The organism is Pseudomonas sp. D1-1 (assembly GCF_051132225.1).
Classification (GTDB): domain Bacteria; phylum Pseudomonadota; class Gammaproteobacteria; order Pseudomonadales; family Pseudomonadaceae; genus Aquipseudomonas.
Genome location: NZ_CP071676.1, coordinates 3123916 through 3148314, shown reverse-complemented (window position 1 = coordinate 3148314; position 24399 = coordinate 3123916). Strand labels below are relative to the sequence as shown.

The following is a 24399-nucleotide window of genomic DNA, read 5'->3' as shown; positions in this document are numbered from 1 at the left end:
TCCGAAATCAATAACATCGCATCCGGAGCTAATCAATGAACGTTAAACGCATTGCACTCAAGCTGGGCTTCGTCTCGCTGCTGGCATTCGGCGCCAATCTGCACGCCGCCGAAACCTCGCTGCGCATCGGCATCGAGGCGGCATACCCACCCTTCGCCTCGAAAACCCCGGACAACGCCATCGTCGGCTTCGACTATGACATCGGCCAGGCGCTTTGCGCCGAGATGAAGGTTCGTTGCGTCTGGCAGGAGCAGGAGTTCGACGGCTTGATCCCGGCACTCAAGGTGAAAAAAGTCGACGCGGTGATTTCTTCCATGTCGATCACCCCGGAGCGGATGAAGTCGGTGGACTTCACCGACCGTTATTATCGGATTCCGGCGCGGCTGGTATTTCGCAAGGGCAGTGGCATCCAGGATATTCCCGCGCAGCTCAAAGGCAAGCGGATCGGCGTGCAGCGGGCGACCAACTTCGATCGTTACGTTACCGACAAATTTGCCCCGGCCGGGGCCGAGGTGATCCGTTATGGCTCGCAAAACGAAGTCTTCCTCGACCTGCTGGGCGGACGCCTGGACGCGACGATGGCCAGTTCGGTGGCCATCGACGAAAGCCTGCTCAAGCGTCCTGAAGGCAAGGATTTCGAATTTGTTGGCCCAAACTTCGTCGAAGAACAATACTTCGGCACGGGCATTGGAATCGCCGTGCGCAAGAATGATCCGCTGGCGGGCCGTTTCAACCAGGCGCTGGCGACCCTTCGCGCCAACGGCACCTACGAGCGGATTCGCCAGAAGTACTTCGATTTTGATATCTATGGCGAATGACCATCGCCGTGTCCATCGCCCGCAGCGTCGGCTGACGGGCCTCACGCTGCACAGCATGGAGTGATTCATGAAAACCAAAGCGGTACTCACCGAACAGGACGTTGCCCAGTTGCTGGTAGCAGCCAAAGAGCTGGCCCACCAGCGTCAATGGGCCGTATCGGTCTGTGTGGTCGACGATGGCGGGCATCCCTTGGGGCTGTTGCGCCTGGACGGCGCCTCGCCCTTGTCAGCCTACATCGCCACCGAAAAAGCCCGCACCGCCGCCATGGGCCGGCGGGACAGCAAGGTTTTTGAAGACATGATCAATGGTGGCCGCATCGCCTTCCTCAGCGCGCCGCACTTGCAAGGCATGCTCGAGGGTGGCGTGGCGATCCGTCACGACGGTCAGTGCATCGGCGCCATCGGCGTGTCCGGGGTCAAGGCCGAGGAAGATGCGGAACTGGCGCGATTGGCGGTGGAGACGGTGTTGCCGGTGATCACGCCGGATGCCTGAGGGCTGGCGCGAACCCTGTGGGAGCGAGCTTGCTCGCGATGGCGTCGGCACTCTCGACATCAATGCAAGCTGATCCACCGCATCGCGAGCAAGCTCGCACACATTGGATCTCCGTCAGCCCGCTAGCTATTGTGGGAGCGAGCCTGCTCGCGAAGAGGCCAGTACATCCGGCATCTTCATCGACTGATACACCGCCTTCGCGAGCAGGCTCGCTCCCACAGGAGGAACACAATGCCGGAGTGAAACTGCACAAATCTTCCAGACCACCCCATCCAAGTCGTTTAATCTCAGCCAGCCGATACATAAACGAGGCAGCCCATGACAGCGCGCAACTGGATCGATCTCAAGCAGGACGCCACGTCCGGCATCGAGACCGTGCGCGCGCATTTCGAGGGGCACGCCTACGATCCGCACTGGCACGATGCCTATCTGGTGGGCGTGACGGAGCAGGGCGTGCAGCAGTTCCATTGCCGTCAGCAGCAACACAACAGCACGCCGGGCAAAGTGTTCCTGCTTGAACCGGGGGAGTTGCATGACGGTAACGCGCCGCACGAAAACGGGTTTACCTATCGCACCTTGTACCTGGAGCCGCAATGGCTGGAGCGCGAACTGCGCTCGTTGTTCGAGGATGCGCCAGACAACGCGCAACTGGGCTTTGCCGTCACGCTGAACGATGACGCGCGGCTGGCAAGGGCTACCGCTGCGGCTTTCCAGAGCCTGCACGAACAGGACATCCTGATCGTCCGCCAGACCGCCCTCGACACGCTGCTGTCGAACCTCACTCAACACCTGCATTGGCGAACACGGATCAATCCCGACCCGCGTCTGCCACTGGTCGCCCAGCAGGCCCGGGATTATTTGCACGGCCACCTGAGCGAGGACATCAGCCTGGACGACCTGGCGCGCGTCACCGGCGTCGATCGTTTTCGCCTGAGTCGTGCGTTCAAGGCGGCCTTCGGCCTGGCGCCCCACGCGTATCTGATCCAGCTGCGCCTGGCCCGGGCGCGGCGTCTGCTGGCCCGTGGCGAAAGCGCCGTGGCGGTGGCCGCCATGCTCGGCTTTGCCGACCAGAGTCACCTCGGCCGCTGGTTCCAGCGCGCCTATCGAATGAGCCCGGTGGACTACCGCAAGCGCTGCTCAATTGTTCCAGACTGAGCCCGGCTGCAACGGGATGATCAGGTTCACGATCATTCATCGAGAAGTTGCGCCATGGATCAGTTGTTGCCGTTTGCCTTGTTTGCGTTTGTCGCCTCCATCACCCCGGGTCCGACCAATATCCTGGTGCTGAGCCATAGCTCGCGCTTCGGCCTGGCGACCACCTGGCCGATCATCCTCGGCGCCTGCGCGGCTGCCGCGTTACTGGTGTTGTTGGTGGGCACCGGGCTGGGCGACGTGCTGGCGCGACATGCGGCGATCCAAACGGCGCTGTCCTGGGCCGGCATCGCCTGGCTGAGCTGGATGGCCTGGCAGATTTTCAGCGCGCCGGCCGAGGCCATCGATCCAGACCGACCGGTCGAAGGCCCACGGCTCGGCCTGGCGGGCGCCGCCGGGTTGCAACTGGTGAACCCGAAGACCTGGATGATGGCCCTGGCGGTGGTCAGCGTATTCGCCGGCGCCGAGGCAGACCGTACGGTGCGGGTGTTCTGGCTGTCCCTGGCGTTCTTTGCCATCTCCATTCCCTGCATGACCGCCTGGGCCTACCTGGGGCGTGGCGCGGCTAAGTTCTGCCGTTCCGCCGTGGCGATGGGGCGCTTCAATCGCGTCATGGCCGTGTTGCTACTGGTGTCGGCGTGGTTGACGCTGGTGGTCTGATCCACGATGCAGGAAGACCGGCAGGGCCGGTCCAGCTGACGAAAATGTAATTTTTCTTTTGAAACCCGCGGTTCATGCGTCAAGTCGCACGCTTATACCTGCCTAGAACAGGCGGTATGCATTTTTTGATCGCCCTTCAAAAAAGGAGAGTGCCATGAACAGCCGTTATCAAACCTGCATCGACGAGTGCCTGGCCTGCGCCATGGCCTGCGAGGCCTGCGCCAGTGCGTGCCTGCAAGAGCAAAACGTCCAGATGATGGCGCGTTGCATCGAGCTGGACCGCGACTGCGCCGACTTGTGCCGTCTCGCGGCAACGCTGATGCAGCGCGACAGCCGGGTGGCGACGGATCTTTGTATCGTCTGCGCGAGCATCTGCCGTGCGTGTGGCGAAGAATGCGCGAAGCACGAAGCGGGTCATTGTCAGGATTGCGCCAAGGCCTGCCAGTCTTGCGCCGAGGCCTGTGAGCGGATGGCCGCCTGAGACTCGATCGGACCGGCAGCAACGTCAGGCATCACTCGATGACTGCCGTTGCCGCCCAGTGCGATCAAGGGGCAGGATGGGCTGCGGAGTCGACCTTCGCCTGCTGTCCCGTCGCGGTGCTTCGCAGCAGCAGTCCCGCCAGTACGGCCGCGGTCAGCGCGAACGCTGCGCCGATCAGAAACGCCAGCTGATACCCGTTATTGAGCGCAACCAGCGGCGCGAGATCGGACGCAGCCGTCTTGGTCCGGTACGCGGCAATACTCGCCAGCACCGCCAGGCCCACCGAGCCGCCCATCATGAACGACGTATTGACGACGCCTGACGCCAGGCCGGAATCCTTGGGTTCCACGTCGCTCATCGCCGCGAGCAACATCGGATTGAACGCCATCCCCGCGCCCAACCCCAGCAGCAACATGCCCGGCAGAACGTCGCCGACGAACTGGCCGTCCAGCGGAGCCCGTGCAAACAGTGCCAGGCCGATGGCGGCGAGCAACAGGCCTGCCGCCAACGGCGTTCGTGTGCCGTAGCGCATCACCAGCCGCGCGGACAGACCCAGGGAAAAAATCGCCATGATCACGTTGGCTGGCAGGAAGGCCAATCCCACTTGCATCGGCGTATAGCCCAGCACCAATTGCATGTAGAGCGCCGACAGGAAAAACCAGGCGAACATCGACGCGGCCCAGAGCACGGCGAGCAGATTGGCGATGCGCAGGTTATGCAGGCGAAACAGGCCCATCGGGATCAACGGATGGGCAATCCGCCGTTCGAGCATGATGAAGCCCAGCATCAACAAGGCCGAGGCTGCCAGCAGGCCCAGCGTGTGGAGGGAAGTCCAGCCCTGCTCATTGCCGTTGACCACGGCGTATACGGCGATCATCAACGACAGGGTGGCGGTTACTGCGCCGGTGACGTCCAGTTGCCCACTGCTTTGCGCGCGCATGGCGGGCAGCAATTTAAGGGACAGGCCGAGGACGATCAGGCCGACAGGCAGGTTGACCAGGAAGATCCAGTGCCAACTCAGCAGATCGGTCAGCAAACCACCCAACAGCACACCGATACTGCCGCCTGCAGCGCAGACGAAACTGTACACGCCCATCGCCCGGGCACGCTCGCCGGGTTCCGTGAACAGGTCCATGATCAACGACAAGGCCACCGCCGTGACCACCGCGCCGCCAAGGCCTTGAACAGCCCGGGCAATGATCAACCATGACTGCGATGACGCCAGTCCACAGGCCAGCGACGCGAGGGTGAACGCCGCCAATCCCAAGGTGAACAGGCGGCGATGGCCATAGAGGTCGCCCAGGCGACCGCCGAGCAGCAGGAAACCGCCGAAGGTCAGTAAGTAGGCATTGACGACCCAGGCCAGTGCCGTGTCGTTGAACTGCAGGTTGTCCTTGATCGAGGGCAGGGCGACATTCACCACCGTACCGTCGAGCACGATCATCAGCACGCCCAGGCACAAGACGATCAATGCGCGCCAGCGCTGGCGCGGGTGAGAGGGATGTGATTGCGACATGGTTCTTCAATCCTTGAACAGTCCGGGTTCGAGGTTGCCGCAGTGCAACCGGACCGGTTCACTGCAGGCAACGTGAAGCAGTCTAGCTGCGAGCAAGATCCATCAAATAGTGGAAATGTGTAATCCCGGCACGAAGTTCTCAGCCGATGGCCGAGTCGTCACGCCTGAACACCAAGGCCTTCAAGCCACAGGCGGGGTCCGCATCTGGAAACTCCGGAGGGTTTGCCAACCGCTCTTCGAACGTCAGGCCAGGCGCCTCGCGCATGACGCCTTCGATGAGGAAGCCGGGGCCGGTCGCCGGGTCGTTGCTACACGCCAGGACCGTACCAGCGGCGGTCAGCAACTCCGGCAGGCGGCGCAGCACTCGCTGATAATCCTTGGTCAGCAGGAAGCTGCCTTTCTGGAACGTGGGCGGGTCGATGATGACCAGGTCATAGGGCCCGCTGTTGATCACCTTGCCCCAGGATTTGAACAGGTCGTGCCCCAGAAAGCTCACTTGGCCCAGGTCATGGCCGTTCAGGCGATGATTGTCACGACCACGGCTCAGGGCTGCGCGGGACATGTCCAGGTTGACCACGTGGCGGGCACCGCCGGCGATGGCCGCCACCGAGAAACCGCAGGTATAGGCGAACAGGTTGAGCACGCGCTTGCCTTGGGCGTGAGCGCGCACCCAGTCGCGGCCATAGCGCATATCGAGAAAGAGGCCGTTGTTCTGCTTTTTGCCCAGGTCGATCCGATAACGCAGGCCGCCTTCGGTCAGGGTCCATTCATCGATCGGTTCGCCCACCAACCATTGGGTCAGGCTGTCGGGCAGGTACCGATGTTGCACCGCGAGGGTGTGGGCGCCGCTGTGTTGCCAGGCGGGCAAGGAGGCGAGGGTGCGCAGCATGGCGAACAGGTCATCGAGTTGCGTAGGATCGGGTTCCTTGAACAGCGAGACCAACACCACGCCTTGCAGCCAGTCGACGGTGATCTGTTCCAGCCCCGGCCAGCAGCGCCCGCGGCCATGGAACAGGCGACGGGTTTCGTCGGGCGCCGATTCCAGCGCCGTCAGCAAAAGGCTCTGCAATGTTTGAAGGGCTTGAGGGTTCATCAGATAAAAAACGCCAGCAGCTCGAAAGGCCGGCATTTTAACCACGAACCCATGCACTGCAATCCGCTTTATCAGCCCCCGCTGGTCGCGAGGATGCTCGCCACCTGCTGCGCCTGGCAATTGAGATAGGCCGAACGCTTGAGCCACGCCGGATCCGGGTACCAGGAAAACATGAACTGCCCGCCCTTGAGCTTGTCGATCACCTGGCGCGCTACTTGCGGGCGCACGGCCGGGCAGCCCTGGCTGCGGCCGATGCGGCCCTGGCGCACGCTCCAGAGCGGGTTCACGTAATCAGCGGCGTGGATGACGATCGCGCGGTCGCGCGCCTGGTCATTGAATCCGGGCTCCAGGCCGTCCATGCGCAGCGAATAACCATGGGCGCCCTGATAACTTTCCTGGGTGCGGAACAGTCCCAGGCTGGATTGATAGCTGCCCAGTCGGTTGGAAAACTGGGTGGCGAAGTTTTCCCCGGATTTCTGCCCGTGGGCCACGAGATCACGCAGGACCAGCTTTTTCTGGCGCAGGTCGAAGATCCACAAGCGCCGGGCCGTCGAAGGTTGCGAATAATCGATCACCGCCAGGTGGCGAGCCTGTCGAGCACCGTTGGCAACTGCGCACTGCATCGCACTCAGGGCACTTTTCAGCGCTTGGGGATTGAGTTCCGGCGCGGCGTGGGCGAGGCTGTTGTAAAGAGGCTGGGTGTTGAGTTTTTCGGCCAGCGCCGGGCTGCACAGGATGCCAAGGCCAGTCACGACCAGGCAGAATCGGCGCAAGAAGGCCGATACAGGTGAAGGCAGCTTGCGGTGGCGTTCGTTTGCGGCATCCCGTCCGGTTTCGTTTGTCTGCATGATGGCGGGTCGTACCTGTCGCAAAATTCACCGTCAACGAGACGGCCATGGATTGGAGTAAAGCAGTTGTTCAAAAAGTCCGCATGTTACCTGAGCCTTTTATTGCTCGTTGCGCCATTGGTCGCCACGGCCGAGGACGGCGATCCGGCTCAGGCGCAAACCACACTGGCGCAACTGTCGGTCAATTGCCCCGAATTGGCCGGTGGCGTCGACTTTCCGACGGTCATGAGCCTGCAGGCCTTGTACCAGCAAAACGCAGGCCAGGCGATCTGGGCGGACGACGGGCGGTTACAGGCGTTGCAAGCCCAGCTACAGCAACTGGCCGATGACGGACTCGATCCGGCCCGCTACGACCTGCCGGGCGATGGCCGTTACGTCAACGTGGCCTGTACCGACATCGCCATCAGCCAACGCTACCTGCAAGCGCTGCATGAGCTGCGTTTCGGCTACCTGCCGCAGAACCGCCTGGAGCCGATTTGGAAGGCCAATCCGCAGTTGCCGGACCGTCAGGCCATGGTGCTGCACTTCGCCGTCGCCGGCTTGCGCGACCCCGCCCAGGCGTTCGAACAGGCGCGGCCGCCCTTGGACCTGTATCGCAACCTGCGCGAACTCTACGCCCGGCAACGGCAACAACCGCTGGCTGACTGGCAGTCAGTGCCGGCCGGCCCATTGCTGCAACCCGACAAACGTGACGCCCGCGTGCCCGCACTGGCCCGGCGCCTGTTCAACGAAGGCTACCTGAGCGTGCCTCCGCTGGAAGCCGATGAGCACTACAGCCCGAGCCTCGTGGAGGCGATGAAAAGCTTCCAGCTCCACCATTCACTGCAAGCCGATGGGGTAGTGGGGCCGTGGACGGTTACCGAGCTGAACGTCAGCCCGGCCATGCGCCGCGAGCAATTGCGGATCAACCTGGAGCGCATGCGTTGGTTGGCTCAGGACCTGGAGCCCGACAGCGTGCTGGTCAACGTGGCGGCGGCGCAGCTGACGGTCTACCAGGCTGGCGCCCCGGTATGGCAGACCCGGACCCAGGTTGGCCGCGCCGAACGCCAGACACCGCTGATCAAGTCGCGTATCACCCGACTGACGCTGAACCCGACGTGGACCATTCCGCCGACGATCATGCGCGAGGACAAACTTCCCGAGATCCGCCGCGACCCGGAGTTTCTCACCCGGCACAACCTCAAGGTGATCGATCGCGATGGATTGCCCCTGGCGGTGGAAAATATCGACTGGGATCACCCTGGCAATCTGATGCTGCGCCAGGACGCCGGCTCGAAAAACCCCTTGGGTAAATTGGTCGTGCGCTTCCCCAACCCGTTTTCGGTATACCTGCACGACACGCCCAGCCAGGCACTTTTCAGCAAAGGCCCGCGGGCGTTCAGCTCAGGCTGCGTACGCATCGAGCAAGTCATGCACCTGCGCGATCTGCTGGTGACCCCGGCCGAACGCACGCGCACCGACACCTTGCTGGCAAGCGAGTTGACCCATGAATTCAGGCTGGCCAAGCCGATGCCGATCCTGCTTGGATACTGGACAGTGCAAGCGGACAGCCAGGGGCGGGCGGTGTATATCCCGGATATCTACCAGCGCGATGTGTCCCTGTCTGCCGCCGACCGTCGAGCACTCTGATCATGCACACGCGGCGCTGGCGCCTACGGGCGTGGTCTGCTCGATGGCCGAGAACACCCGCTGGCCGAGGGCTCGGGCCGTTTGCAGATGTACGTTCGGATCAAGGGTTTCCGAGTCCAGCAAGCGCTCGGAGCTCACCACGCGGGCACCGCAGTAGCCGAAGATCCCATGGTCGATCTGCGTGACCATCGCCTGGTCGTAGCCGTGGCGTTGGAAACTGTCGGCGTCGGCTCCACCGAGGGCGACCAGATGGACCCGCAAATGCTGCAGTTTCTGCACAAAGAACTCGTCGAGCTTGAAGTCGAACGCCCAGCCATTGGAGAACACCCGATCAATCCAGCCCTTGAGCAACGCCGGCATCGACCACCAATAGATCGGGTAGACCAGCACCAGGGCGTCGGCCCGTTCGATCCTGGCCTGCTCGGTCAGCACGTCGGCAGGTGGCAAGGCCTCACGGTGGTGGACGGCATGGTCGGCAAAGCCGAAGCGTGGATCGAAGCCTTCAGCGGCCAGGTCGGCGATTTCGAAGGTATCGCTGGGATTGGCCTGGAGAATTCCATTGCCAATGGCCTGGGCAAGCGCATGGGTCAGAGAGCGGGGGTCATGATGAGCAACCACGATAAGGGCGTGCATGGCGAATCTCCTTCTGGCATTACCCGAGGTCAAGCGAGTATGCTGGGTTAAGTTACGGTTAGTAAGTTACGGTTGGTAAAGTTAGCATGTCAAGCACAGATGAAAATGCACCGCCCATTGCCGCGCCTCGTCGCCGACTGTCCCGCGCCGATCGGCAACGGCAATTGCTGGATGTCGCCTGGCGCCTGGTTCGGGAGGAGGGCAGCGAAGCGTTGACCCTGGCCCGGCTGGCCGACCAGGCAGGCGTCACCAAACCCATCGTCTACGACCATTTCATTACCCGGTCAGGGCTGCTTTCGGCGCTCTACCAGGATTTCGATGCGCGCCAGACGGCGCTCATGGACGCTGCACTCGACGCCAGCGAACCCACGTTGCAGAGCCGTTCGCGGGTGATTGCCGAAGCGTTCGTCGAATGCGTCCTGCTTCAGGGGCGTGAGATCCCGGGCGTCAGTGCGGCGCTCTCCAGTTCACCTGAACTGGAGAGCATCAAAAGGGAGTACGAAAGGCTGTTCCTGGATAAATGCCGGGCGGTGCTGGAGCCGTTCGCCGATAACCGGGGCCTGTCCCAAGCGAGCCTGCGCGCGATGCTCGGGGCGGCGGAAGCGTTGTCCGATGCGGCGGCCAACGGCGAGATCAGCGCGGACGAGGCCAAGCAGGAGCTGTTCGTCAGCATTGTGGCGATGGTCAACCGGGCCGCTGGCATCGCCTCCAACTGATCGGGCGATTCGCGAGCAGGCTCGCTCCCACATGGGCGGCCCGATCCTGAGGCAGGGACATCGGTCTGACTTGATATTTGTCGCGCCGGAGCAGGTTAGCGTGGCGAGGGAGCTTGCTCCCGCTGGCCTGCGAAGCAGTCCCCAGCAACCTTTCAGGCAGACTGTATCCGCCGGTTTGCGACTGCTGCGCAGCCGAGCGGGAGCAAGCTCCCTCGCCACGGGTTCTGAGTTGGTCAGGCTGACGCTTTCGCGAGCAGGCTCGCTCCCACAATGGACCTTTGTGAACCCTGTCCCCTGTGGGAGCGAGCTTGCTCCGGGCGGCGATCCGACGATGACGGCGGCACATCAAACATCTCTTCCGCTGATTCACTCCCCATCAAGAAAAAACGAACCCCAAGCCCCGTTTCCGGTTCTTAACTGATGTCCCTTGATGAAAGGACAGCAGGCGGGGCTGCGGTCTTGCCCACCACACACTGCGATCAGAGGAGGCGACATGCCCAACTCCTTCCCTTCGCCCTGGTGGAAGAACGCCGTGATCTACCAGGTTTACCCTCGCTCCTTCGCCGATGCCAACGGCGATGGCGTCGGCGATCTTCCCGGTTTGACAGCACGCCTGGACCATCTGCAACGCCTTGGCATCGATGCGTTGTGGCTCTCGCCAGTGTTTCGCTCGCCCATGTGCGACGCAGGCTACGACATTTGCGACTACACCGACGTCGATCCGCTGTTCGGCAACCTGGCCGACCTCGATGCGTTGATCGCCAAGGCTCACGAACGGGGCTTGAAGGTCTTGCTCGACTTTGTCCCGAACCACACTTCCGACCAGCATCCCTGGTTCATCGAGTCGCGCTCCAGCCGCGACAACCCCAAGCGCGACTGGTACATCTGGCGTGACCAGCCGAACAACTGGCGAGCCTCGATTGACGGCGGCAGCGCCTGGACCTGGGACGAAACCAGCCAGCAGTACTACCTGCACTTCTTCCTGCCCGAGCAACCGGATCTGAACTGGCATAACCCGCAAGTCGTCGCGGCCATGCATCAAGTGCTGCACTTCTGGCTGGAGCGTGGCGTGGACGGGTTTCGCGTCGACGTGGTGCATTGCGTCGGCAAGGACCAGAGCTTTGCCGATGACCCGCGCTGCATGGCCGGTGAAACCATGGTCAAGATCAACGATCAGCCCTACAGCCATGAAGTGCTCCGCGGGCTGCGGCGCCTGGTGGACAGCTACCCCGGTGAGCGGGTGCTGATCGGCGAGGTGAACATCCGTTCCACGGCCCAGGTGGCGGCCTATTACGGCGCCAGTGACGAACTGCACATGTCGTTCAACTTCCCGCCGCTGGATGCACCGTGGGACCCGGTGGTGTTCCGTATGTGCGTACGCGAGGTGGAAAACGACCTCGGCCCGTTGCAGGCCTGGCCGACCTGGGTGCTGTCCAACCATGACAACAGCCGCCACCGCAGTCGCTACGGCGGCTCATTGCGCCGGGCACGGGCTGCGGCGGTGATGCTGCTGACGCTGCGCGGCACGCCGTTCATCTATCAGGGCGAGGAGCTGGGCCTGGAGGATACTCAAGTGACCGCCCAGACCCGCGTCGACCCCGGCGGACGGGACGGCAGCCGGGCGCCGATCCCCTGGACGGAACAGGCGCCTCACGGTTGGTCGGGTCGGGCGCCATGGCTGCCTTTCGCTGCGGATGCCGGCCGGTTGTCGGTGGAGACCCAAGAGCGCGACGCCGATTCCGTGCTGGCGCTTTACCGACGGTTGCTGGCGTGTCGGCGCAATAGCCTGGCGCTGCGCCTGGGCGGCTGGGAGGAACTGCCCTCGCACCCGCAGGTGCTGGCTTATCGTCGCTCTTGCGAGGGCGACGAACGCCTGGTCTGCATCAATTTCGCCGACAGCGAGCACACCTTTCCGCTGGCCGACCCCTGGCGAGTTGAAATCGCCAGCGATGGCGCGGATGAAGGCCAGCCGTTCAGCGGGCGTCTGGCTGCCGAACAGGCCCTGATCCTGTGTCGATAACCTCTGTCGATAAGGAGTGACCGATGAAAGCCAACTGGCACCGAAATACCTTGATCTACCAGATCGACCCCTCGCTGTTCTACGACAGCAACGGCGATGGCCGTGGCGACCTGAAGGGCATCATTCGTCAGCTCGATTATCTGCAAGCGCTGGGCGTCGGCGCACTCTGGCTGATGCCTTTGTACCGGTCTCCGTTCAAGGACGCCGGTTACGACGTCAGCGATTTCATGGCGCTGGACCCGCGCTTTGGCAGCGAAGAGGACTTGCGCCAGTTGATCGTCCAGGCCGGGGAGCGTGGCATCCGGGTCATCCTCGAACTGGTGGTGCAGCACACCAGCGACCAGCATCCCTGGTTCCTGCGGGCGCGGCGCGACAAGGACAGCGTCTATCGGAATTATTACCTGTGGTCCGACACGCCGGTGGACGACGGCAACCAACCGATCTTCCCGTCGGTGGAAGACAGCATCTGGCAGTGGGACGAACAGGCCGGGCAGTACTTTCGGCATCTGTTCTATCGCCATGAGCCGGATCTCAATCTGGCGAACCCGCGGGTGGTCGAAGAGATCGAGCGGATCATGGATCACTGGCTTGAACTGGGGATCGCCGGTTTTCGTCTCGATGCCGCTTCGCACCTGGTTGAGCAGGCCGGTGGCGGCGATGAAGAGCAGGGCGTGTGGTTATTGGAACGGCTGTTCAAGCACATGACCCGCATCAACCCGGAAGGCGTGCTGATGGGCGAAGTGGATGTCGAGCCCGAGCGCTACAGCCATTACTTCGGCACCGGCGAACGCCTGGGCCTGGTGCTGGATTTCTGGGTCAATAATCATCTGTTCCTGGCCTTGGCCCGAGGCGAAGCCGAGCCTCTGCAACGGGCCATTGCCCGCCGCCCGGCACCGCCTGACGGCGCCAATTATGCGGTGTGGCTGCGCAACCATGACGAGCTCGACCTCGAACGCTTGACCGAGCAGGAGCGTGAGGAGGTGATGCAGGCCTTCGCCCCGGACCAGAACATGCGCCTGTATGGCCGCGGCATCCGCCGGCGCCTGGCGCCGATGCTCGACGGTGATGTGCATCGCCAGGCGCTGGCCCAGGCGCTGCTGCTGTCACTGCCCGGAACACCCATCGTGCGCTACGGCGAAGAAATCGGCATGGGCGATGACCTGTCCCGTCCCGAACGCCTGTCGGTGCGCACGCCCATGCAATGGAGCGATGAAGCCAACGCCGGCTTTTCAACCGCCCAGCGCCTCGCCGCGCCGGTGATCGATGAAGGACCGTTTGCCTACACGCAGTTGAACGTCGAGGGCCAACAGGACGATCCCGATTCGCTGCTGGCTCGGACTCGCCGGCTGCTGCTGGCGCGCAGGCGCTTGCGCGAGGTTGGCGACGGCAAGGCGCAACTGCTGACGGTCGACCATCGTGCAGTCTTCGCCATCGCCCATGAGTGCGAAGCGACCTCGGTGATGCTGGCGAACCTCAGCCCCAAGACAGTCACGGTGCAGTTGCGGGAAGTGGATTTGCAGGGGTTCGAGGAAGTCCTTTCGGACCGCCCGTATCCGGCCTCGACCGCAGCCAGCCTGACATTGCATGGATACGGTTACCGCTGGTTCCGGCGCACCGGCTCAAAACAGTAGCAGCACCACAGCCAGCAACCCACCGGTGGCCAGCAGCAACGCGGACACCTGGGTCGAGCTGAAAGCCAGCGCTGAATCCTTCGAGCGGCCATTGAACCGCCCGCGGGTACGATGCAAGGGCTCCTGCGGTTCGAACAGATTGTCCGGGCGCTGGCTGTCGTCGTCTTCGTCGGTCATTTGCCCGGCGTAAGCGCTGCGGGCCAACAGACGATCGAGCAGGCCCGGCATCAGGCAAGTGCCGACGATCGCCTTGAGCGAGGCCACGCCCAACCACAACTCCCGGGGAGTACGCTTCACCACGCTGAAAATCGCCCGGGCGGCAACGTCCGGGTCGTGGATCGGTGGCACCGGTTGCGGACGCTTGGCGAGCTTGTTGCGGGCCCAATCGAACTGTGGCGTGTTGATCGCCGGCAGTTGCACCATGCAGACCTTGATATCGCTGTGTTCGTGGAGCAGTTCGCAGCGCAAGGAATCGGTGAAACCACGCACCGCGAACTTGGCCGCGCAATAGGCCGCCTGCAGCGGAATGGCCCGGTAGGCCAGCGCCGAGCCGACCTGGATGATCACCCCGCGATTGCGCCGCCCCATCAGGTCCAGCGCCGCGAGCGTGCCATGCACCGTGCCCAGGTACGTGACCTTGGTGACCCGGTGGATTTCTTCAGCGGTCAACTGGCGGATTGGCGACAACACCGTGACCATCGCGCAATTGATCCAGACGCCGACGGGCCCCAGCTCGCGCTCCATCCGTTGCGCCGCCTCGAATACCGCCTCGGCGTCCGCGACATCGACGCTGATCGCCAGGCTCGTCGCGCCCAGCTGCTTGAGTTCTTCTTGCGTCGCCGCCAACGCTTGTTCGCCCCGGGCCAACAGCCCGACGCGGTAGCCGGACGCGGCAAACCGCTGGGCGGTCGCGCGGCCGACGCCGGCAGTGGCGCCGCAGATCACAACGACAGGTGGGTTTCGCTCATCCATTGCGTTCATCCGATCAATGCTGCGCCTGGGGCGCTTATGGTTTCGCTGGGTTGGCCAGGGGCAGGGTCTGGCGCCTGGCGCGGTTTCCATTAATTGTGAAAATCCGCGTCGGCGATGGTTCAGGATTTTTGCCGGCGGGCATCAAGACCTGCACTTTTATGAAGCCCGTGGCGGGGGATCGCACCATCGCAAGGCAATGAGTGGTGCTGTTGAGGTGGGAAGGGCGTCGGTTGGCTTTAAGGGATTGATCTGGCCTCTTCGCGGGCAGGCCCGCTCCCACAGGGGATTTTGGGCGCATGCGAAGGGAGGGCGGGTGGGCAAAAATGAAGTCTGGCACGCTCGCTGCAAGAGGCTTGGCAGGCCCACCGCGAACACAATCGAGTGGGCGGCCCCGTCGGTCAACGAAGATCGAGCGCCAGCAGGCCGGGGATATTACGGTAGGTCAGGGCGCAGTCGCCGGATCGATACCGCACAGAACAGGCAAAGACGCCTGGAACCGCAAGGTTTCAGGCGTCTTTTTTTTGCTTTCAAAAAACCGTGATGGGCTTTTGTCGGGTGCTTTTTATGAATTCCAACGTTGCTTCCCTGAACAAGCTGCAAACGCTGATCGTGATCGGCAATGGCATGGTCGGCCATCACTGCGTCGAGCAACTGATCGAGCGCGGTGCCCTCAATCATTACCGCGTGCATGTGTTCAGCGAAGAGCCGATGCGTGCCTATGACCGTGTGCATTTGTCCGAGTATTTCTCGGGCCGCGATGCCGAGTCGCTGGCCCTGGGCGAAGCCTCGTTGTACCAGACGCCCGGCGTCACGCTGCACTTGGGCGTGCCGGTGCTGGAAATCGATCGCCAGGCGCGCCAGGTTGTCACCGCCGCCGAGCGCCTCAGCTACGACAAGCTGGTGCTCGCCACCGGTTCGTACCCGTTCGTGCCGCCGATCCAGGGCGCCGAAGGTGATTCGTGCCTGGTCTACCGCACCCTTGAAGACCTCGACGCCATCCGCGCCGCCGCGAACAATGCCCGGCGTGGCGTGGTCGTCGGTGGTGGCCTGCTGGGCCTGGAAGCGGCCAATGCCCTCAAGACCCTTGGCCTGGAAGCTCACGTGGTGGAATTTGCCCCACGGCTGATGCCGGTGCAACTGGACGAGCAGGGCGGTCTGGCCCTCAAGGCGCGCATCGAAAAACTCGGTGTCGGCGTGCACCTGTCCAAGGGCACCCAATCCATCAGCGCCGGTGAGCAATACCGTTACCGGATGAACTTCGCCACCGACGACTTCCTGGAAACCGACCTGATCGTGTTTTCCGCCGGTATCCGCGCCCAGGATGCCCTGGCTCGCCAGTGCGACTTGCAGATCGGCCCGCGCGGTGGCGTGGTGATTGACGACCATTGCCAGAGCAGCGACCCGGACATCTATGCCATCGGCGAATGCGCCGCCTGGAATGGCAGCATCTTCGGCCTGGTCGCGCCGGGCTACCAGATGGCCCGCAATGTCGCGGCGCGCCTGTGCGGCGAGGCTGGCGAGGCGTTCACCGGCGCGGACATGTCCACCAAGCTCAAGCTGTTGGGCGTGGACGTCGGTTCCATCGGCGACGCCCATGGCAACACGCCGGGTGCGCGCAGCTTCCAATTCATCGACGAAACCAGCGCCAGCTATCGGCGCCTGGTAGTGGACGCCGACGGCAAGCGCGTGATCGGCGCGGTGCTGGTGGGCGACAACAGCTATTACGACACCCTGCTGCAATACATGCAGAACGGCATCGCCTTGCCCAAGGACGCCGCCAGCCTGATCCTGCCATCGTCCGAGGGCGCTCCGACACTGGGCCCGGCGGCGCTGCCCGAAGCGGCGACCATCTGCTCGTGCCACAACGTCACCAAGGGCTCGATCTGCGCGGCCATCGACGGCGGCTGCAGCGATCTCGGCCAGCTCAAGTGCGATACCAAGGCCGGTACCGGTTGCGGCGGCTGCGCGGCCCTGGTCAAGCAGGTATTCGAGCACGAGCTGATCGCCCGTGGCGTCAGCGTCGACAAGAGCCTGTGCGAACACTTCGCCTATACCCGCCAGGAGCTCTACGCACTGGTGCGGGTGGAAGGGACTATCAGTTTCGAAGAGCTGCTGGCCAAACACGGTCGCGGCCATACCGGTTGCGACCTGTGCAAGCCGGCGGTGGGTTCGATCCTGGCGTCGTGCTGGAACCAGCCGATCATGGACGCGCACCTGGTGCCGTTGCAGGACACCAACGACACCTTCATGGCGAACATGCAGAAAAACGGCACCTACTCGGTGGTGCCGCGCATCGCCGGCGGTGAGATCACCGCGGACAAACTGATCGCCATTGGCGTGGTCGCGAAGAAATATGACCTCTACACCAAGATCACCGGCGGCCAGCGCATCGACCTGTTCGGCGCGCAGTTGCACCAGTTGCCGGACATCTGGGCCGAGCTGATCGAAGCCGGTTTCGAGACCGGCCACGCCTACGGCAAATCGACGCGTACGGTGAAGTCCTGCGTCGGCAGCACCTGGTGCCGCTACGGCGTGCAGGACAGCGTGCAGATGGCCCTGACCATCGAGGACCGTTACAAGGGCCTGCGCTCGCCGCACAAGCTCAAGTTCGCGGTGTCCGGTTGCACCCGTGAATGCGCCGAGGCGCAGAGCAAGGACGTGGGTGTGATCGCCACGGAGAAGGGCTGGAACCTCTACGTGGCCGGCAACGGCGGCATGCGTCCACGCCACGCCGAGCTGTTCGCCACCGACCTGGATGACGCCACGCTGATCCGCTACATCGACCGGTTCCTGATGTTCTACATCCGCACCGCGGACAAGTTGCAACGCACCTCGGTCTGGCGCGAGAGCCTGGAAGGCGGCCTGGACTACCTCAAGGACGTGATCATCCACGACAGCCTGGGCCTGGGCGCCGAGCTCGAAGCGCAGATGCAACTGGTGGTCGACCGCTACGAGTGCGAATGGGCCAACGCCTTGAAGGATCCGGAAAAACTCAAGCGCTTTCGCACCTTCGTCAACGACAAGCGCGACGATCCTGACGTCCACTTTGTCCGCGAACGCGGCCAGCGCCGGCCGGTGCATGCCGGCGAACTTCACCTGATTCCCGTCACCGAGGAGGTACTCTGATGAGCCAGTCAAACGTCGTTCGTATCGCTCAAGAACCCGTCCAATGGCGCGCCCTGTGCAGCCGCGAGGACCTGGTGCCCAATTCCGGCGTGGTTGCCTGGCATGACGGCCGCCAAGTGGCGCTGCTCTACCTGCCGGAGCATACGGACAAGCCGCTGTACGCCGTCGACAACCGCGACCCCAAGTCCGGCGCGAACGTCATCGGTCGTGGTCTGCTGGGCAGCATCAAGGGCGAACTGGTGATCGCCTCGCCGATGTACAAGCAGCATTTTCGCCTGGAAGACGGCCATTGCCTGGAATATCCCGAACAGCGCCTGCGGGTCTGGCCGGTGCGGTTGAACGGGGATGTGGTGGAGATTGGCGAGGACTGACTCACTCCAGTGGATGAGTTGAAAGATGCATGAATACCTGTGGGAGCGAGCTTGCTCGCGATAGCGGTACGTCAATCACTATGGATGTGGCTGACCCGACGCTATCGCGAGCAAGCTCGCTCCCACACAGTAATTCGTTGACTGTCAGGCCTGGGTTAAAACATGCCTTTCGCTGAATGTGGGGATGGAAAATGAAAACCGCCGCTCAACTGGTAAAGCTCAAGAGTGTGCAGAACCGGCAGGTCCACAGCATCGCGCCGGACCAGACCGTGCTTGAAGCGCTGCAGATCATGGCCGAGAAAAACGTCGGCGCGCTGCCGGTGATCGAGGCCGGCGAGGTGGTGGGGGTGTTCAGCGAACGGGACTATGCCCGCAAGATGGTGCTCAAGGGGCGTTCGTCAGTGGGCACCACGGTACGCACCATCATGAGCGCGCCGGTCATCACCGCCGACAGCCAGCAGAGCATCGAACGCTGCATGGAAGTCATGACCGAGAGCCACCTGCGCCATCTGCCGGTGCTGGACGACGGCCAGTTGATCGGCCTGCTGTCCATCGGCGACCTGGTGAAGGAAGCGCTGGTCGAGCAGGCGGACCTGATCCGCCAGCTGGAGCATTACATCCGCGGCCACTGAACCCGCTCACTGCTGGGAGGTGAAGCTCTTGTGGCGAGGGAGCTTGCTCCCGCTGGGCTGCGTAGCGGCCCCAAAAAATCTTACAGTTGCTGCGCAACTGAGCGGGAGCAAGCTCCCTCGCCACGCTACGCTGACGGCTCGATGCGCTGGTCAGCCGTCCCTCGATGCTGGCGCAACAATTCGATCTGCTCGGCGGGAATCAATGTACGCAGCGATTTGTACAGGGCTCGGGTTTCCAGCAGATTCCAGACCCGCAGCATGGTTTCCAGGGCGTCGAGGGGCTTGCTGATGAAGTCCCGGGCGCCTAACGCCAGGGCCCGCAGGCGGGTGTCGCGCGTGGCGTCGGCGGTCAGCACCAGGATCGGCAGGTAGTCATTGGCCGGGATGCGCCGGTTGAGCTGCTCCAGCACGGCAAACCCGTCGAAGGCCGGCATGTGCAGGTCGAGGATGACCAGGTCCGGCTCAAAACTGTTGAACAGGTCGAGTGTGCGCAACGGCTCGGTGCTGCTCAGCACGTTGTGCAGCCCTTCACGGGCCAGCAGTTGTTCCATCAACTCAAGGTTGGGGCGCTGATCGTCGATAATCAGGATGCGCAGATCGCGATTCATGCGGACTCCGGTAAATAACGTTCAAGGTGGCCGAGGAAGGCCTGGATATGAATGGGCTTGGTCAGGATCGCCGTGGCGCCGGCCTCGCGCAGGGCGCGGTGAGTGAGGTCGCTGGCATCCGCGGTGATCATCAGCACGGGCGTGGACGCGGTCGCCGCAGACTGGCGCAACCGACGCAGGACTTCCAGCCCCTCCAGGTCCGGCAATGTCACGTCGAGCAGGATCAGCTGCGGCGCGTGCTGGCGCGCCAGGTCCAGGCCCAACTGGCCTTGCATGCTCGATAGCAGCTGGATGCCCGGGCGACGCTGCATCAGGGTTTCGATCAAGGCGAGGCTCGACAGGTTGTCTTCGATGCACAGGACCTTGCCGTCGAACTCGGTGCGCGGGCGGGTGGTTTCCAACGCCGCCAATGGCGGCAGCTGGGCGCCGGACACCTGGGCAGCGGGCAAGCGCAAGGTGAAGCAGCAGCCTTGTCCCGGTTCGCTAAGTACCTGAAGGCTACCCTGCATCATCTCGAGCAGGCTTTTGCTCAGGGAGAGTCCCAGGCCTGTGCCTTCGACCTGCGGGTCGGCGCCCAGGCGTTCGAACGGCTTGAACAACTGGTCCAACTGTTCGGGGGCGATGCCGTGCCCGGTGTCGCTGACGGCAATGCCCACCTGATGGCCCTCGACGTTCACTTCGATGCGCACCTCACCGCCGGGCCGGTTGTACTTGATGGCGTTGGAGAGCAGGTTGAGCAATACCTGGACCAAGCGTTGGCGATCGGCAAGCACGCCACTGCCTTCGGGCAGCGCGGGCAGGGCGGCCAGATGAATTCCTGAATCCGCGGCCATCGGCGACACCAGCGTCAAGGCTTCGTGCAGCACGGTCGGCAGGGCAATTGGCTCGATGTTCAGGGGCAGCCGGCCGGCTTCGATCCGGGCGATGTCGAGCACTTCGTTGATCAACGCGAGCAAATGCTGGCCGGCGCGCAGGATGTGGCTGACCTGCGGGCGCTGGCCGGCGACCGAGTCCATGTCCAGCAATTGCGCGAAGCCGAGGATGGCGTTCAGCGGCGTGCGCAACTCATGACTCATGCGCGAAAGAAATTCGCTCTTGGCCCGGCTCGCGCTTTCCGCTTCCTCACGGGCGGTACGCAGGGCGATTTCAGCGGTGCGCCGGTCGGTGATGTCGCGGGTGATCTTGGAGAAACCACGCAGCGCGCCGGTGCTGTCGTATTGAGTGGTGATGACCACGCTGGCCCAGAAGCGACTGCCGTCCTTGCGGCAACGCCAGCCTTCTTCCATGTAATGGCCGTCGCGGGTGGCCTCGCGCAGGGCCATTTCGGGGTGGGCCGGGCACTCTTCGGCCAGGTAGAACAGCGAGAAATGCCGGCCGAGTACCTCCTGTTCGGTATAGCCCTTGATCCGCTCGGCCCCGGCATTCCAGGTGATCACATGGCCCTTGGCGTCGAGGGCGAAAATGCCGTAGTCCTTGACGCCATCGATGATCAGCCGCAGGCGTTCCTCGTTATCGCGCAGGGCGCGCTCGCGTTCGGCGAGCAACTGCCCGGCTTCCACCAGGCGAGTGCCCAACTGGCCGATTTCGTCTTTCTCCGGCGGTTGCGGCAACAATGGCTGGCCCAGCGCCAGGCGCTGGGCGTTGCCTTGCACCTGCTGGACCCGGGCGACAATGCCCTTGGACAGGAACAGCACCGCGACGATGGCCCCGAACAGCCCGCACACCGCCGCCAGCAACGTCGCGAACAGCAGCCGCATACGCGTTGCCGACGCGGCGGCGCTGCGGTCGGCGAGCAGGGCATCCTCGCGGATGCGCATGGCGCTGATCTGCTCGCGCAGTACGTCGAGCACCTGTTTGTTTTCGATCAGGATCGCGGTGATGGCCGCGGTGTCGTCGGCCTTGCCGGTGCGCAACGCCTGCAACCCGGCAAGCTTTTCGGTAATCAGCGGGGTAATGGTCTTGAGGTGCTCGCGCATCCTCGCGTCACGGATATTGTGATCCAGGCGTTGCAATGCAGCCTGGATCCTCGGGGTGGCCTGTTCGTAGCCGGGCAGGAAATCTTCACGCCGGGTCAGCAGGTAACCGCGCACGCTGGCCGCGGCCTCGGCCAGCAAGGTGTGCACGGCCTGGATGTCGCCCTGGACCAGCAGCACCCGGCGCACATCCTCTTCGGCACGGGCCGTCTGGCGTTCGGTGATGTAGATCAGCACCAGCGACAGCAGCAGGACCACCAACGGCAGCGAGATCACCACCAGCGCCTTGCCCCGCAACGGCAAGTCGGCCCATCTCCGGGCGGCCAGAAACCTCATGGCCATTGTCCGCTGGGTTGCGCCACCAGGCCCAGGGCAACGCCGCGCACCGCCGCCTGGGTCCGGTCGGCGGCGCCGAGCTTGCCGATGACCCGCTCCACATGCGCTTTGGCCGTGCCGGGGGCGATGCCGAGCTTTTCGCCGATCTCGCGATTACTGAACCCACCGGCCACCAGCCCGAGTACCTGGCGTTCGCGCGCGGTCAGGGCCTGGACGGGCGTTGCACCGTTGGCGCTGCGTTCGGCCATGCGGCGCAACAGGCGGGCGCTGACCGAACTGTTCAGTGCCTCTTCTCCCTGGGCGACCCGCCTGAGGGCCTGGAGCATTTCCTCGCGGCTGGCATCCTTGAGCAGATAGCCGACGGCGCCCGCACCGATGGCCGCTTCGAGGTGGTCGGGGCTGTCGTCCATGGTGAAGATCATCACTTTGATCTGCGGCTGGCGTTGTTGCAGGATGCGCGCCGCGCCGAGGCCGTTGAGCACGGGCATGCGGATATCGAGGATGGCGATGTCCGGCTGTAGCCGCTCGCACAGGTCGAGCGCTTCCTGGCCGTCGCAGGCCTGGCCGACGACTTCGAACCCTTCGGTACCGGCGAGCATGGAAATGAACCCGGTGCGGGTCACTTCGTGGTCATCGGCCAACAGCAGGCGCAAGGGACGACTCATGGCTGTGCTCCGTGGGCTGGCAACGGCACGCTGGCCAGCAGTCGAGTGCCGCGGTCGGGTGCACTACGACAGTTCAACTGGCCACCCAGCAGGCTCGCGCGCTCCTGCATGGCGGCCAGGCCGAGGTGGCGGGTGCCATTGGTCTCGATGGGTTGTTCCAGGGCGAAGCCGCAGCCATCGTCCTGGACCCGCAGCCAAGCCTGGCCGTCTCGCACCGCCAGCCCGAGGGAAACCTGATTGGCCTGGGCGTGCTTGAGAATGTTGTTGATGCCTTCCTGGGCGATGCGAAACAACGCAATCTCGGTATTACCCGGCAGGCGCGCAATGCTGTGCTCGACCCAATCGACCCGGAGCCCGGCGTCACGCAGACGATCCGCCTCCTTGTCGACGGCTTTGTACAAGCCGAAATCATCGAGCACATGCGGACGCAGGCCGCCGATCAGTTGCCGACCTTCGCCGACGCAGCCCTGGGCCAGTTCGAGAATGCCCCGCAGTTCATCGGCCAGCGCCGCCGGCAAAGGCGGGCAGCGACCGGCGAAGCCCTGGAGGCGTTGATGCAAGCCGGCGAGGTTCTGCGCGAGGCCATCGTGCAGGTCATAGGCGACGCGCTTGCGCTCGTCCTCCTGGGCGCTGAACAAGCGATGGACCAGCTCGGACATGGTCCGCTCGCGGGCCTGGAGCGTTTGCAGCAGGCGGCTGTTCTCCAGGTGCGCCGCCAACAGCGTGGCCAGCAATTGCAGCGATTCGATGTCTTCATTGTCAGGGGCGCCCAAGGGCACGCTGTTGCCCAATAGCAGCGCGCCGAACGCAACGCCGTCGGACCCGCGCAGAGGGATCCGCAGGATCTGCGGCAACGGCGTGCCGGGGCGATCCATCCACTGCGAAGCGGGCGAGGGCGGTTGGGCCAGCTCGGCGAGCAGCTCGAGGCGCTCGCCGCTGCCGTGGCTGGCGACGGTCTGCAACTGGCTGTCAGCGGTCCATTCCAGCAACAGACCGTGATCCATGGCGACGAACGCGCACGCACGTTCCACCGCGCGTTGGCGCATCTGCGCCAACGGCAGGCGGGTCAGTTCGTGCCCGGTGCCCAACAACAGGCCCAGGCGCGCCGCCCGGCTTTGCGACTGGCGGTACTGGGTGCGGATCGCCAAGGCGCTGCCAGGGTCATGGGGTGGGCTTTGCATGGGGAACTCCAGCGTGGAAGGGCAAACCGGCGCGGTTGGTGATGGTTTCATTAAACCCTGTGATCGACACCCGGCCTATCTGCCGAATGGCATAGGCGATCGGCACCGGTTGGCCGATGGCGAGGCTCGCGAAGGCCGGCACAGTGGGCTCATTGAAACCCAAAGGAACGCTACGATGAAAATGAAAACCTGTGCCATTGCCGCTTTTCTCCTGCTGGGCGCACCCCTTGCCCAAGCGCTGGAGACCACGCCGTTTGTCTACAGCACCGTGGCCGAGCAGCCGCAGAACGTCAACGACCGTGAAATCGCCGGGCTGTTCGACCGCTGGAACGCTGCGTTGAAGACCGGCAGCGCCGTCGCGGTCACCAGCCTGTACGCCCCGGATGCGATTCTGCAACCGACCGTCTCTAACAAGGTGCGCAGTACCCCGGCGCAGATCCAGGACTATTTCGTGCACTTCCTGGCGGCCAAGCCGGTCGGGGTGATCAACTACCGGGAAATCCGTCACCTGGGGCCTGACGCGGCGATGGACAGCGGAGTCTATACCTTTACGCTGACCCAGGCCGACGGTTCCAAGCGGGAAGTGCAGGCGCGCTACACCTTCCTTTACGAGCGACTCGACGGTCAGTGGAAAATCATCAACCATCACTCGTCGGCCATGCCGGAAGTACCGAAGACCCTGCAGGCCAGCCACTGACCGCAGGCAATATACGGCGCGCCCTGGGTGTCCAAGGGCGCCTGCTTCGCCGGACGTTTTGACCTTCGATGAATTAAAGCCTTGGATTCATCTGGGAACATTAATTAGAATCAGTCTCATTTAAGACATTCTTGCCCAGGGCCACTTC

General features: G+C 63.5%; 22 protein-coding genes. 13 read left to right on the top strand and 9 right to left on the bottom strand.

All coding sequences use genetic code 11. The features are described from left to right. The first annotated feature begins 35 nt into the window (after positions 1–35). The 5 genes from J3P86_RS14175 (at position 36) to J3P86_RS14155 (ending at position 3604) form a co-directional block, all read left to right on the top strand. A complete protein-coding gene (locus J3P86_RS14175) occupies positions 36–818 on the top strand; it encodes an ABC transporter substrate-binding protein (RefSeq protein ID WP_434630907.1) in 783 nt (260 codons plus the stop codon). A gap of 67 nt (positions 819–885) precedes the next feature. Beyond that, a complete protein-coding gene (locus J3P86_RS14170) occupies positions 886–1311 on the top strand; it encodes a GlcG/HbpS family heme-binding protein (RefSeq protein WP_434600846.1) in 426 nt (141 codons plus the stop codon). Positions 1312–1629: 318 nt separating this feature from the next. Beyond that, positions 1630–2466: an AraC family ligand binding domain-containing protein gene (locus tag J3P86_RS14165; protein ID WP_434698227.1), complete on the top strand. Its 837-nt coding sequence runs from the start codon at positions 1630–1632 to the stop codon at positions 2464–2466. Positions 2467–2520: 54 nt separating this feature from the next. Then, a complete protein-coding gene (locus J3P86_RS14160; protein ID WP_434698225.1) occupies positions 2521–3123 on the top strand; it encodes a LysE family translocator in 603 nt (200 codons plus the stop codon). Positions 3124–3277: 154 nt separating this feature from the next. Then, positions 3278–3604: a four-helix bundle copper-binding protein gene (locus J3P86_RS14155; RefSeq protein WP_181288801.1), complete on the top strand. Its 327-nt coding sequence runs from the start codon at positions 3278–3280 to the stop codon at positions 3602–3604. 64 nt (positions 3605–3668) lie between these two features. Here J3P86_RS14155 and J3P86_RS14150 read toward each other — a convergent pair whose 3' ends face one another. The 3 genes from J3P86_RS14150 to J3P86_RS14140 form a co-directional block, all read right to left on the bottom strand. Continuing rightward, complete coding sequence (locus J3P86_RS14150; protein WP_434698224.1) at positions 3669–5120, bottom strand: DHA2 family efflux MFS transporter permease subunit; 1452 nt, start codon at positions 5118–5120, stop codon at positions 3669–3671. 139 nt (positions 5121–5259) lie between these two features. Continuing rightward, a complete protein-coding gene (locus J3P86_RS14145) occupies positions 5260–6213 on the bottom strand; it encodes a class I SAM-dependent methyltransferase (RefSeq protein WP_434568337.1) in 954 nt (317 codons plus the stop codon). Positions 6214–6284: 71 nt separating this feature from the next. Next, positions 6285–6965: a murein L,D-transpeptidase catalytic domain family protein gene (locus J3P86_RS14140; RefSeq protein ID WP_434631303.1), complete on the bottom strand. Its 681-nt coding sequence runs from the start codon at positions 6963–6965 to the stop codon at positions 6285–6287. Positions 6966–7127: 162 nt separating this feature from the next. Here J3P86_RS14140 and J3P86_RS14135 point away from each other — a divergent pair, with 162 nt between their 5' ends. Next, positions 7128–8690: a L,D-transpeptidase family protein gene (locus tag J3P86_RS14135; RefSeq protein ID WP_434698222.1), complete on the top strand. Its 1563-nt coding sequence runs from the start codon at positions 7128–7130 to the stop codon at positions 8688–8690. Here J3P86_RS14135 and J3P86_RS14130 read toward each other — a convergent pair whose 3' ends face one another. Next, positions 8691–9323 carry an NAD(P)H-dependent oxidoreductase gene (locus tag J3P86_RS14130; RefSeq protein WP_434698221.1) on the bottom strand — a complete coding sequence of 211 codons (633 nt, stop codon included), beginning with the start codon at positions 9321–9323 and terminating at the stop codon, positions 8691–8693. It lies immediately after the preceding gene. Positions 9324–9409: 86 nt separating this feature from the next. Between J3P86_RS14130 and J3P86_RS14125 the strand changes: the two genes are divergently transcribed. From J3P86_RS14125 to J3P86_RS14115, 3 genes are all read left to right on the top strand, one after another. Continuing rightward, positions 9410–10039 carry a TetR/AcrR family transcriptional regulator gene (locus tag J3P86_RS14125; protein WP_434698220.1) on the top strand — a complete coding sequence of 210 codons (630 nt, stop codon included), beginning with the start codon at positions 9410–9412 and terminating at the stop codon, positions 10037–10039. Between the two features lie 493 nt (positions 10040–10532). Beyond that, positions 10533–12059: an alpha-amylase family glycosyl hydrolase gene (locus tag J3P86_RS14120; protein ID WP_434657780.1), complete on the top strand. Its 1527-nt coding sequence runs from the start codon at positions 10533–10535 to the stop codon at positions 12057–12059. A 23-nt stretch (positions 12060–12082) separates the two neighbouring features. Then, positions 12083–13690, top strand: coding sequence for an alpha-amylase family protein (locus J3P86_RS14115; RefSeq protein WP_434698219.1), 1608 nt, complete (start codon positions 12083–12085; stop codon positions 13688–13690). Here J3P86_RS14115 and J3P86_RS14110 read toward each other — a convergent pair. Continuing rightward, positions 13679–14662: an SDR family oxidoreductase gene (locus J3P86_RS14110; protein ID WP_434698218.1), complete on the bottom strand. Its 984-nt coding sequence runs from the start codon at positions 14660–14662 to the stop codon at positions 13679–13681. The two genes, J3P86_RS14115 and J3P86_RS14110, sit on opposite strands and share 12 nt — an antisense overlap. A gap of 564 nt (positions 14663–15226) precedes the next feature. On the opposite strand from J3P86_RS14110, the gene nirB reads away from it, so the two are divergent. From nirB to J3P86_RS14095, 3 genes are all read left to right on the top strand, one after another. Beyond that, positions 15227–17788: a nitrite reductase large subunit NirB gene (nirB, locus tag J3P86_RS14105; RefSeq protein WP_434698217.1), complete on the top strand. Its 2562-nt coding sequence runs from the start codon at positions 15227–15229 to the stop codon at positions 17786–17788. Then, positions 17788–18159 carry a nitrite reductase small subunit NirD gene (gene nirD / locus J3P86_RS14100; protein WP_434698216.1) on the top strand — a complete coding sequence of 124 codons (372 nt, stop codon included), beginning with the start codon at positions 17788–17790 and terminating at the stop codon, positions 18157–18159. The genes nirB and nirD overlap by 1 nt, the downstream gene beginning before the upstream one ends. 191 nt (positions 18160–18350) lie before the next feature. Beyond that, positions 18351–18791 carry a CBS domain-containing protein gene (locus tag J3P86_RS14095; RefSeq protein ID WP_434630940.1) on the top strand — a complete coding sequence of 147 codons (441 nt, stop codon included), beginning with the start codon at positions 18351–18353 and terminating at the stop codon, positions 18789–18791. Positions 18792–18916: 125 nt separating this feature from the next. Here the strand turns inward: J3P86_RS14095 and J3P86_RS14090 are convergent, their stop codons facing one another. From J3P86_RS14090 to J3P86_RS14075, 4 genes are read right to left on the bottom strand one after another with little or no spacing between them, the layout of a single operon-like run. Further along, a complete protein-coding gene (locus J3P86_RS14090; protein ID WP_305500942.1) occupies positions 18917–19399 on the bottom strand; it encodes a response regulator in 483 nt (160 codons plus the stop codon). After that, a complete protein-coding gene (locus J3P86_RS14085) occupies positions 19396–21708 on the bottom strand; it encodes an ATP-binding protein (protein ID WP_434698215.1) in 2313 nt (770 codons plus the stop codon). Before J3P86_RS14085 ends, J3P86_RS14090 begins: the two co-directional genes overlap by 4 nt. Then, complete coding sequence (locus tag J3P86_RS14080; RefSeq protein ID WP_434630947.1) at positions 21705–22373, bottom strand: response regulator; 669 nt, start codon at positions 22371–22373, stop codon at positions 21705–21707. The genes J3P86_RS14085 and J3P86_RS14080 overlap by 4 nt, the downstream gene beginning before the upstream one ends. Further along, on the bottom strand, positions 22370–23554 hold the full coding sequence (locus J3P86_RS14075) for a sensor histidine kinase (protein ID WP_434630950.1): 1185 nt from the start codon (positions 23552–23554) through the stop codon (positions 22370–22372). Before J3P86_RS14075 ends, J3P86_RS14080 begins: the two co-directional genes overlap by 4 nt. Before the next feature lie 175 nt (positions 23555–23729). Here J3P86_RS14075 and J3P86_RS14070 point away from each other — a divergent pair, with 175 nt between their 5' ends. Then, complete coding sequence (locus tag J3P86_RS14070; RefSeq protein ID WP_305500949.1) at positions 23730–24251, top strand: SgcJ/EcaC family oxidoreductase; 522 nt, start codon at positions 23730–23732, stop codon at positions 24249–24251. Positions 24252–24399 lie beyond the last annotated feature (148 nt).

What these genes read in the sequence shown, in the direction of transcription:
- J3P86_RS14175 (WP_434630907.1), top strand. Translation starts at nt 36, where the DNA reads ATGAACGTTAAACGCATTGCACTCAAGCTGGGCTTCGTCTCGCTGCTG.
- J3P86_RS14170 (WP_434600846.1), top strand. Translation starts at nt 886, where the DNA reads ATGAAAACCAAAGCGGTACTCACCGAACAGGACGTTGCCCAGTTGCTG.
- J3P86_RS14165 (WP_434698227.1), top strand. Translation starts at nt 1,630, where the DNA reads ATGACAGCGCGCAACTGGATCGATCTCAAGCAGGACGCCACGTCCGGC.
- J3P86_RS14160 (WP_434698225.1), top strand. Translation starts at nt 2,521, where the DNA reads ATGGATCAGTTGTTGCCGTTTGCCTTGTTTGCGTTTGTCGCCTCCATC.
- J3P86_RS14155 (WP_181288801.1), top strand. Translation starts at nt 3,278, where the DNA reads ATGAACAGCCGTTATCAAACCTGCATCGACGAGTGCCTGGCCTGCGCC.
- J3P86_RS14150 (WP_434698224.1), bottom strand. Translation starts at nt 5,120, where the DNA reads ATGTCGCAATCACATCCCTCTCACCCGCGCCAGCGCTGGCGCGCATTG.
- J3P86_RS14145 (WP_434568337.1), bottom strand. Translation starts at nt 6,213, where the DNA reads ATGAACCCTCAAGCCCTTCAAACATTGCAGAGCCTTTTGCTGACGGCG.
- J3P86_RS14130 (WP_434698221.1), bottom strand. Translation starts at nt 9,323, where the DNA reads ATGCACGCCCTTATCGTGGTTGCTCATCATGACCCCCGCTCTCTGACC.
- J3P86_RS14125 (WP_434698220.1), top strand. Translation starts at nt 9,410, where the DNA reads ATGTCAAGCACAGATGAAAATGCACCGCCCATTGCCGCGCCTCGTCGC.
- J3P86_RS14120 (WP_434657780.1), top strand. Translation starts at nt 10,533, where the DNA reads ATGCCCAACTCCTTCCCTTCGCCCTGGTGGAAGAACGCCGTGATCTAC.
- J3P86_RS14115 (WP_434698219.1), top strand. Translation starts at nt 12,083, where the DNA reads ATGAAAGCCAACTGGCACCGAAATACCTTGATCTACCAGATCGACCCC.
- J3P86_RS14110 (WP_434698218.1), bottom strand. Translation starts at nt 14,662, where the DNA reads ATGGATGAGCGAAACCCACCTGTCGTTGTGATCTGCGGCGCCACTGCC.
- nirB (WP_434698217.1), top strand. Translation starts at nt 15,227, where the DNA reads ATGAATTCCAACGTTGCTTCCCTGAACAAGCTGCAAACGCTGATCGTG.
- nirD (WP_434698216.1), top strand. Translation starts at nt 17,788, where the DNA reads ATGAGCCAGTCAAACGTCGTTCGTATCGCTCAAGAACCCGTCCAATGG.
- J3P86_RS14095 (WP_434630940.1), top strand. Translation starts at nt 18,351, where the DNA reads ATGAAAACCGCCGCTCAACTGGTAAAGCTCAAGAGTGTGCAGAACCGG.
- J3P86_RS14090 (WP_305500942.1), bottom strand. Translation starts at nt 19,399, where the DNA reads ATGAATCGCGATCTGCGCATCCTGATTATCGACGATCAGCGCCCCAAC.
- J3P86_RS14085 (WP_434698215.1), bottom strand. Translation starts at nt 21,708, where the DNA reads ATGAGGTTTCTGGCCGCCCGGAGATGGGCCGACTTGCCGTTGCGGGGC.
- J3P86_RS14080 (WP_434630947.1), bottom strand. Translation starts at nt 22,373, where the DNA reads ATGAGTCGTCCCTTGCGCCTGCTGTTGGCCGATGACCACGAAGTGACC.
- J3P86_RS14075 (WP_434630950.1), bottom strand. Translation starts at nt 23,554, where the DNA reads ATGCAAAGCCCACCCCATGACCCTGGCAGCGCCTTGGCGATCCGCACC.
- J3P86_RS14070 (WP_305500949.1), top strand. Translation starts at nt 23,730, where the DNA reads ATGAAAATGAAAACCTGTGCCATTGCCGCTTTTCTCCTGCTGGGCGCA.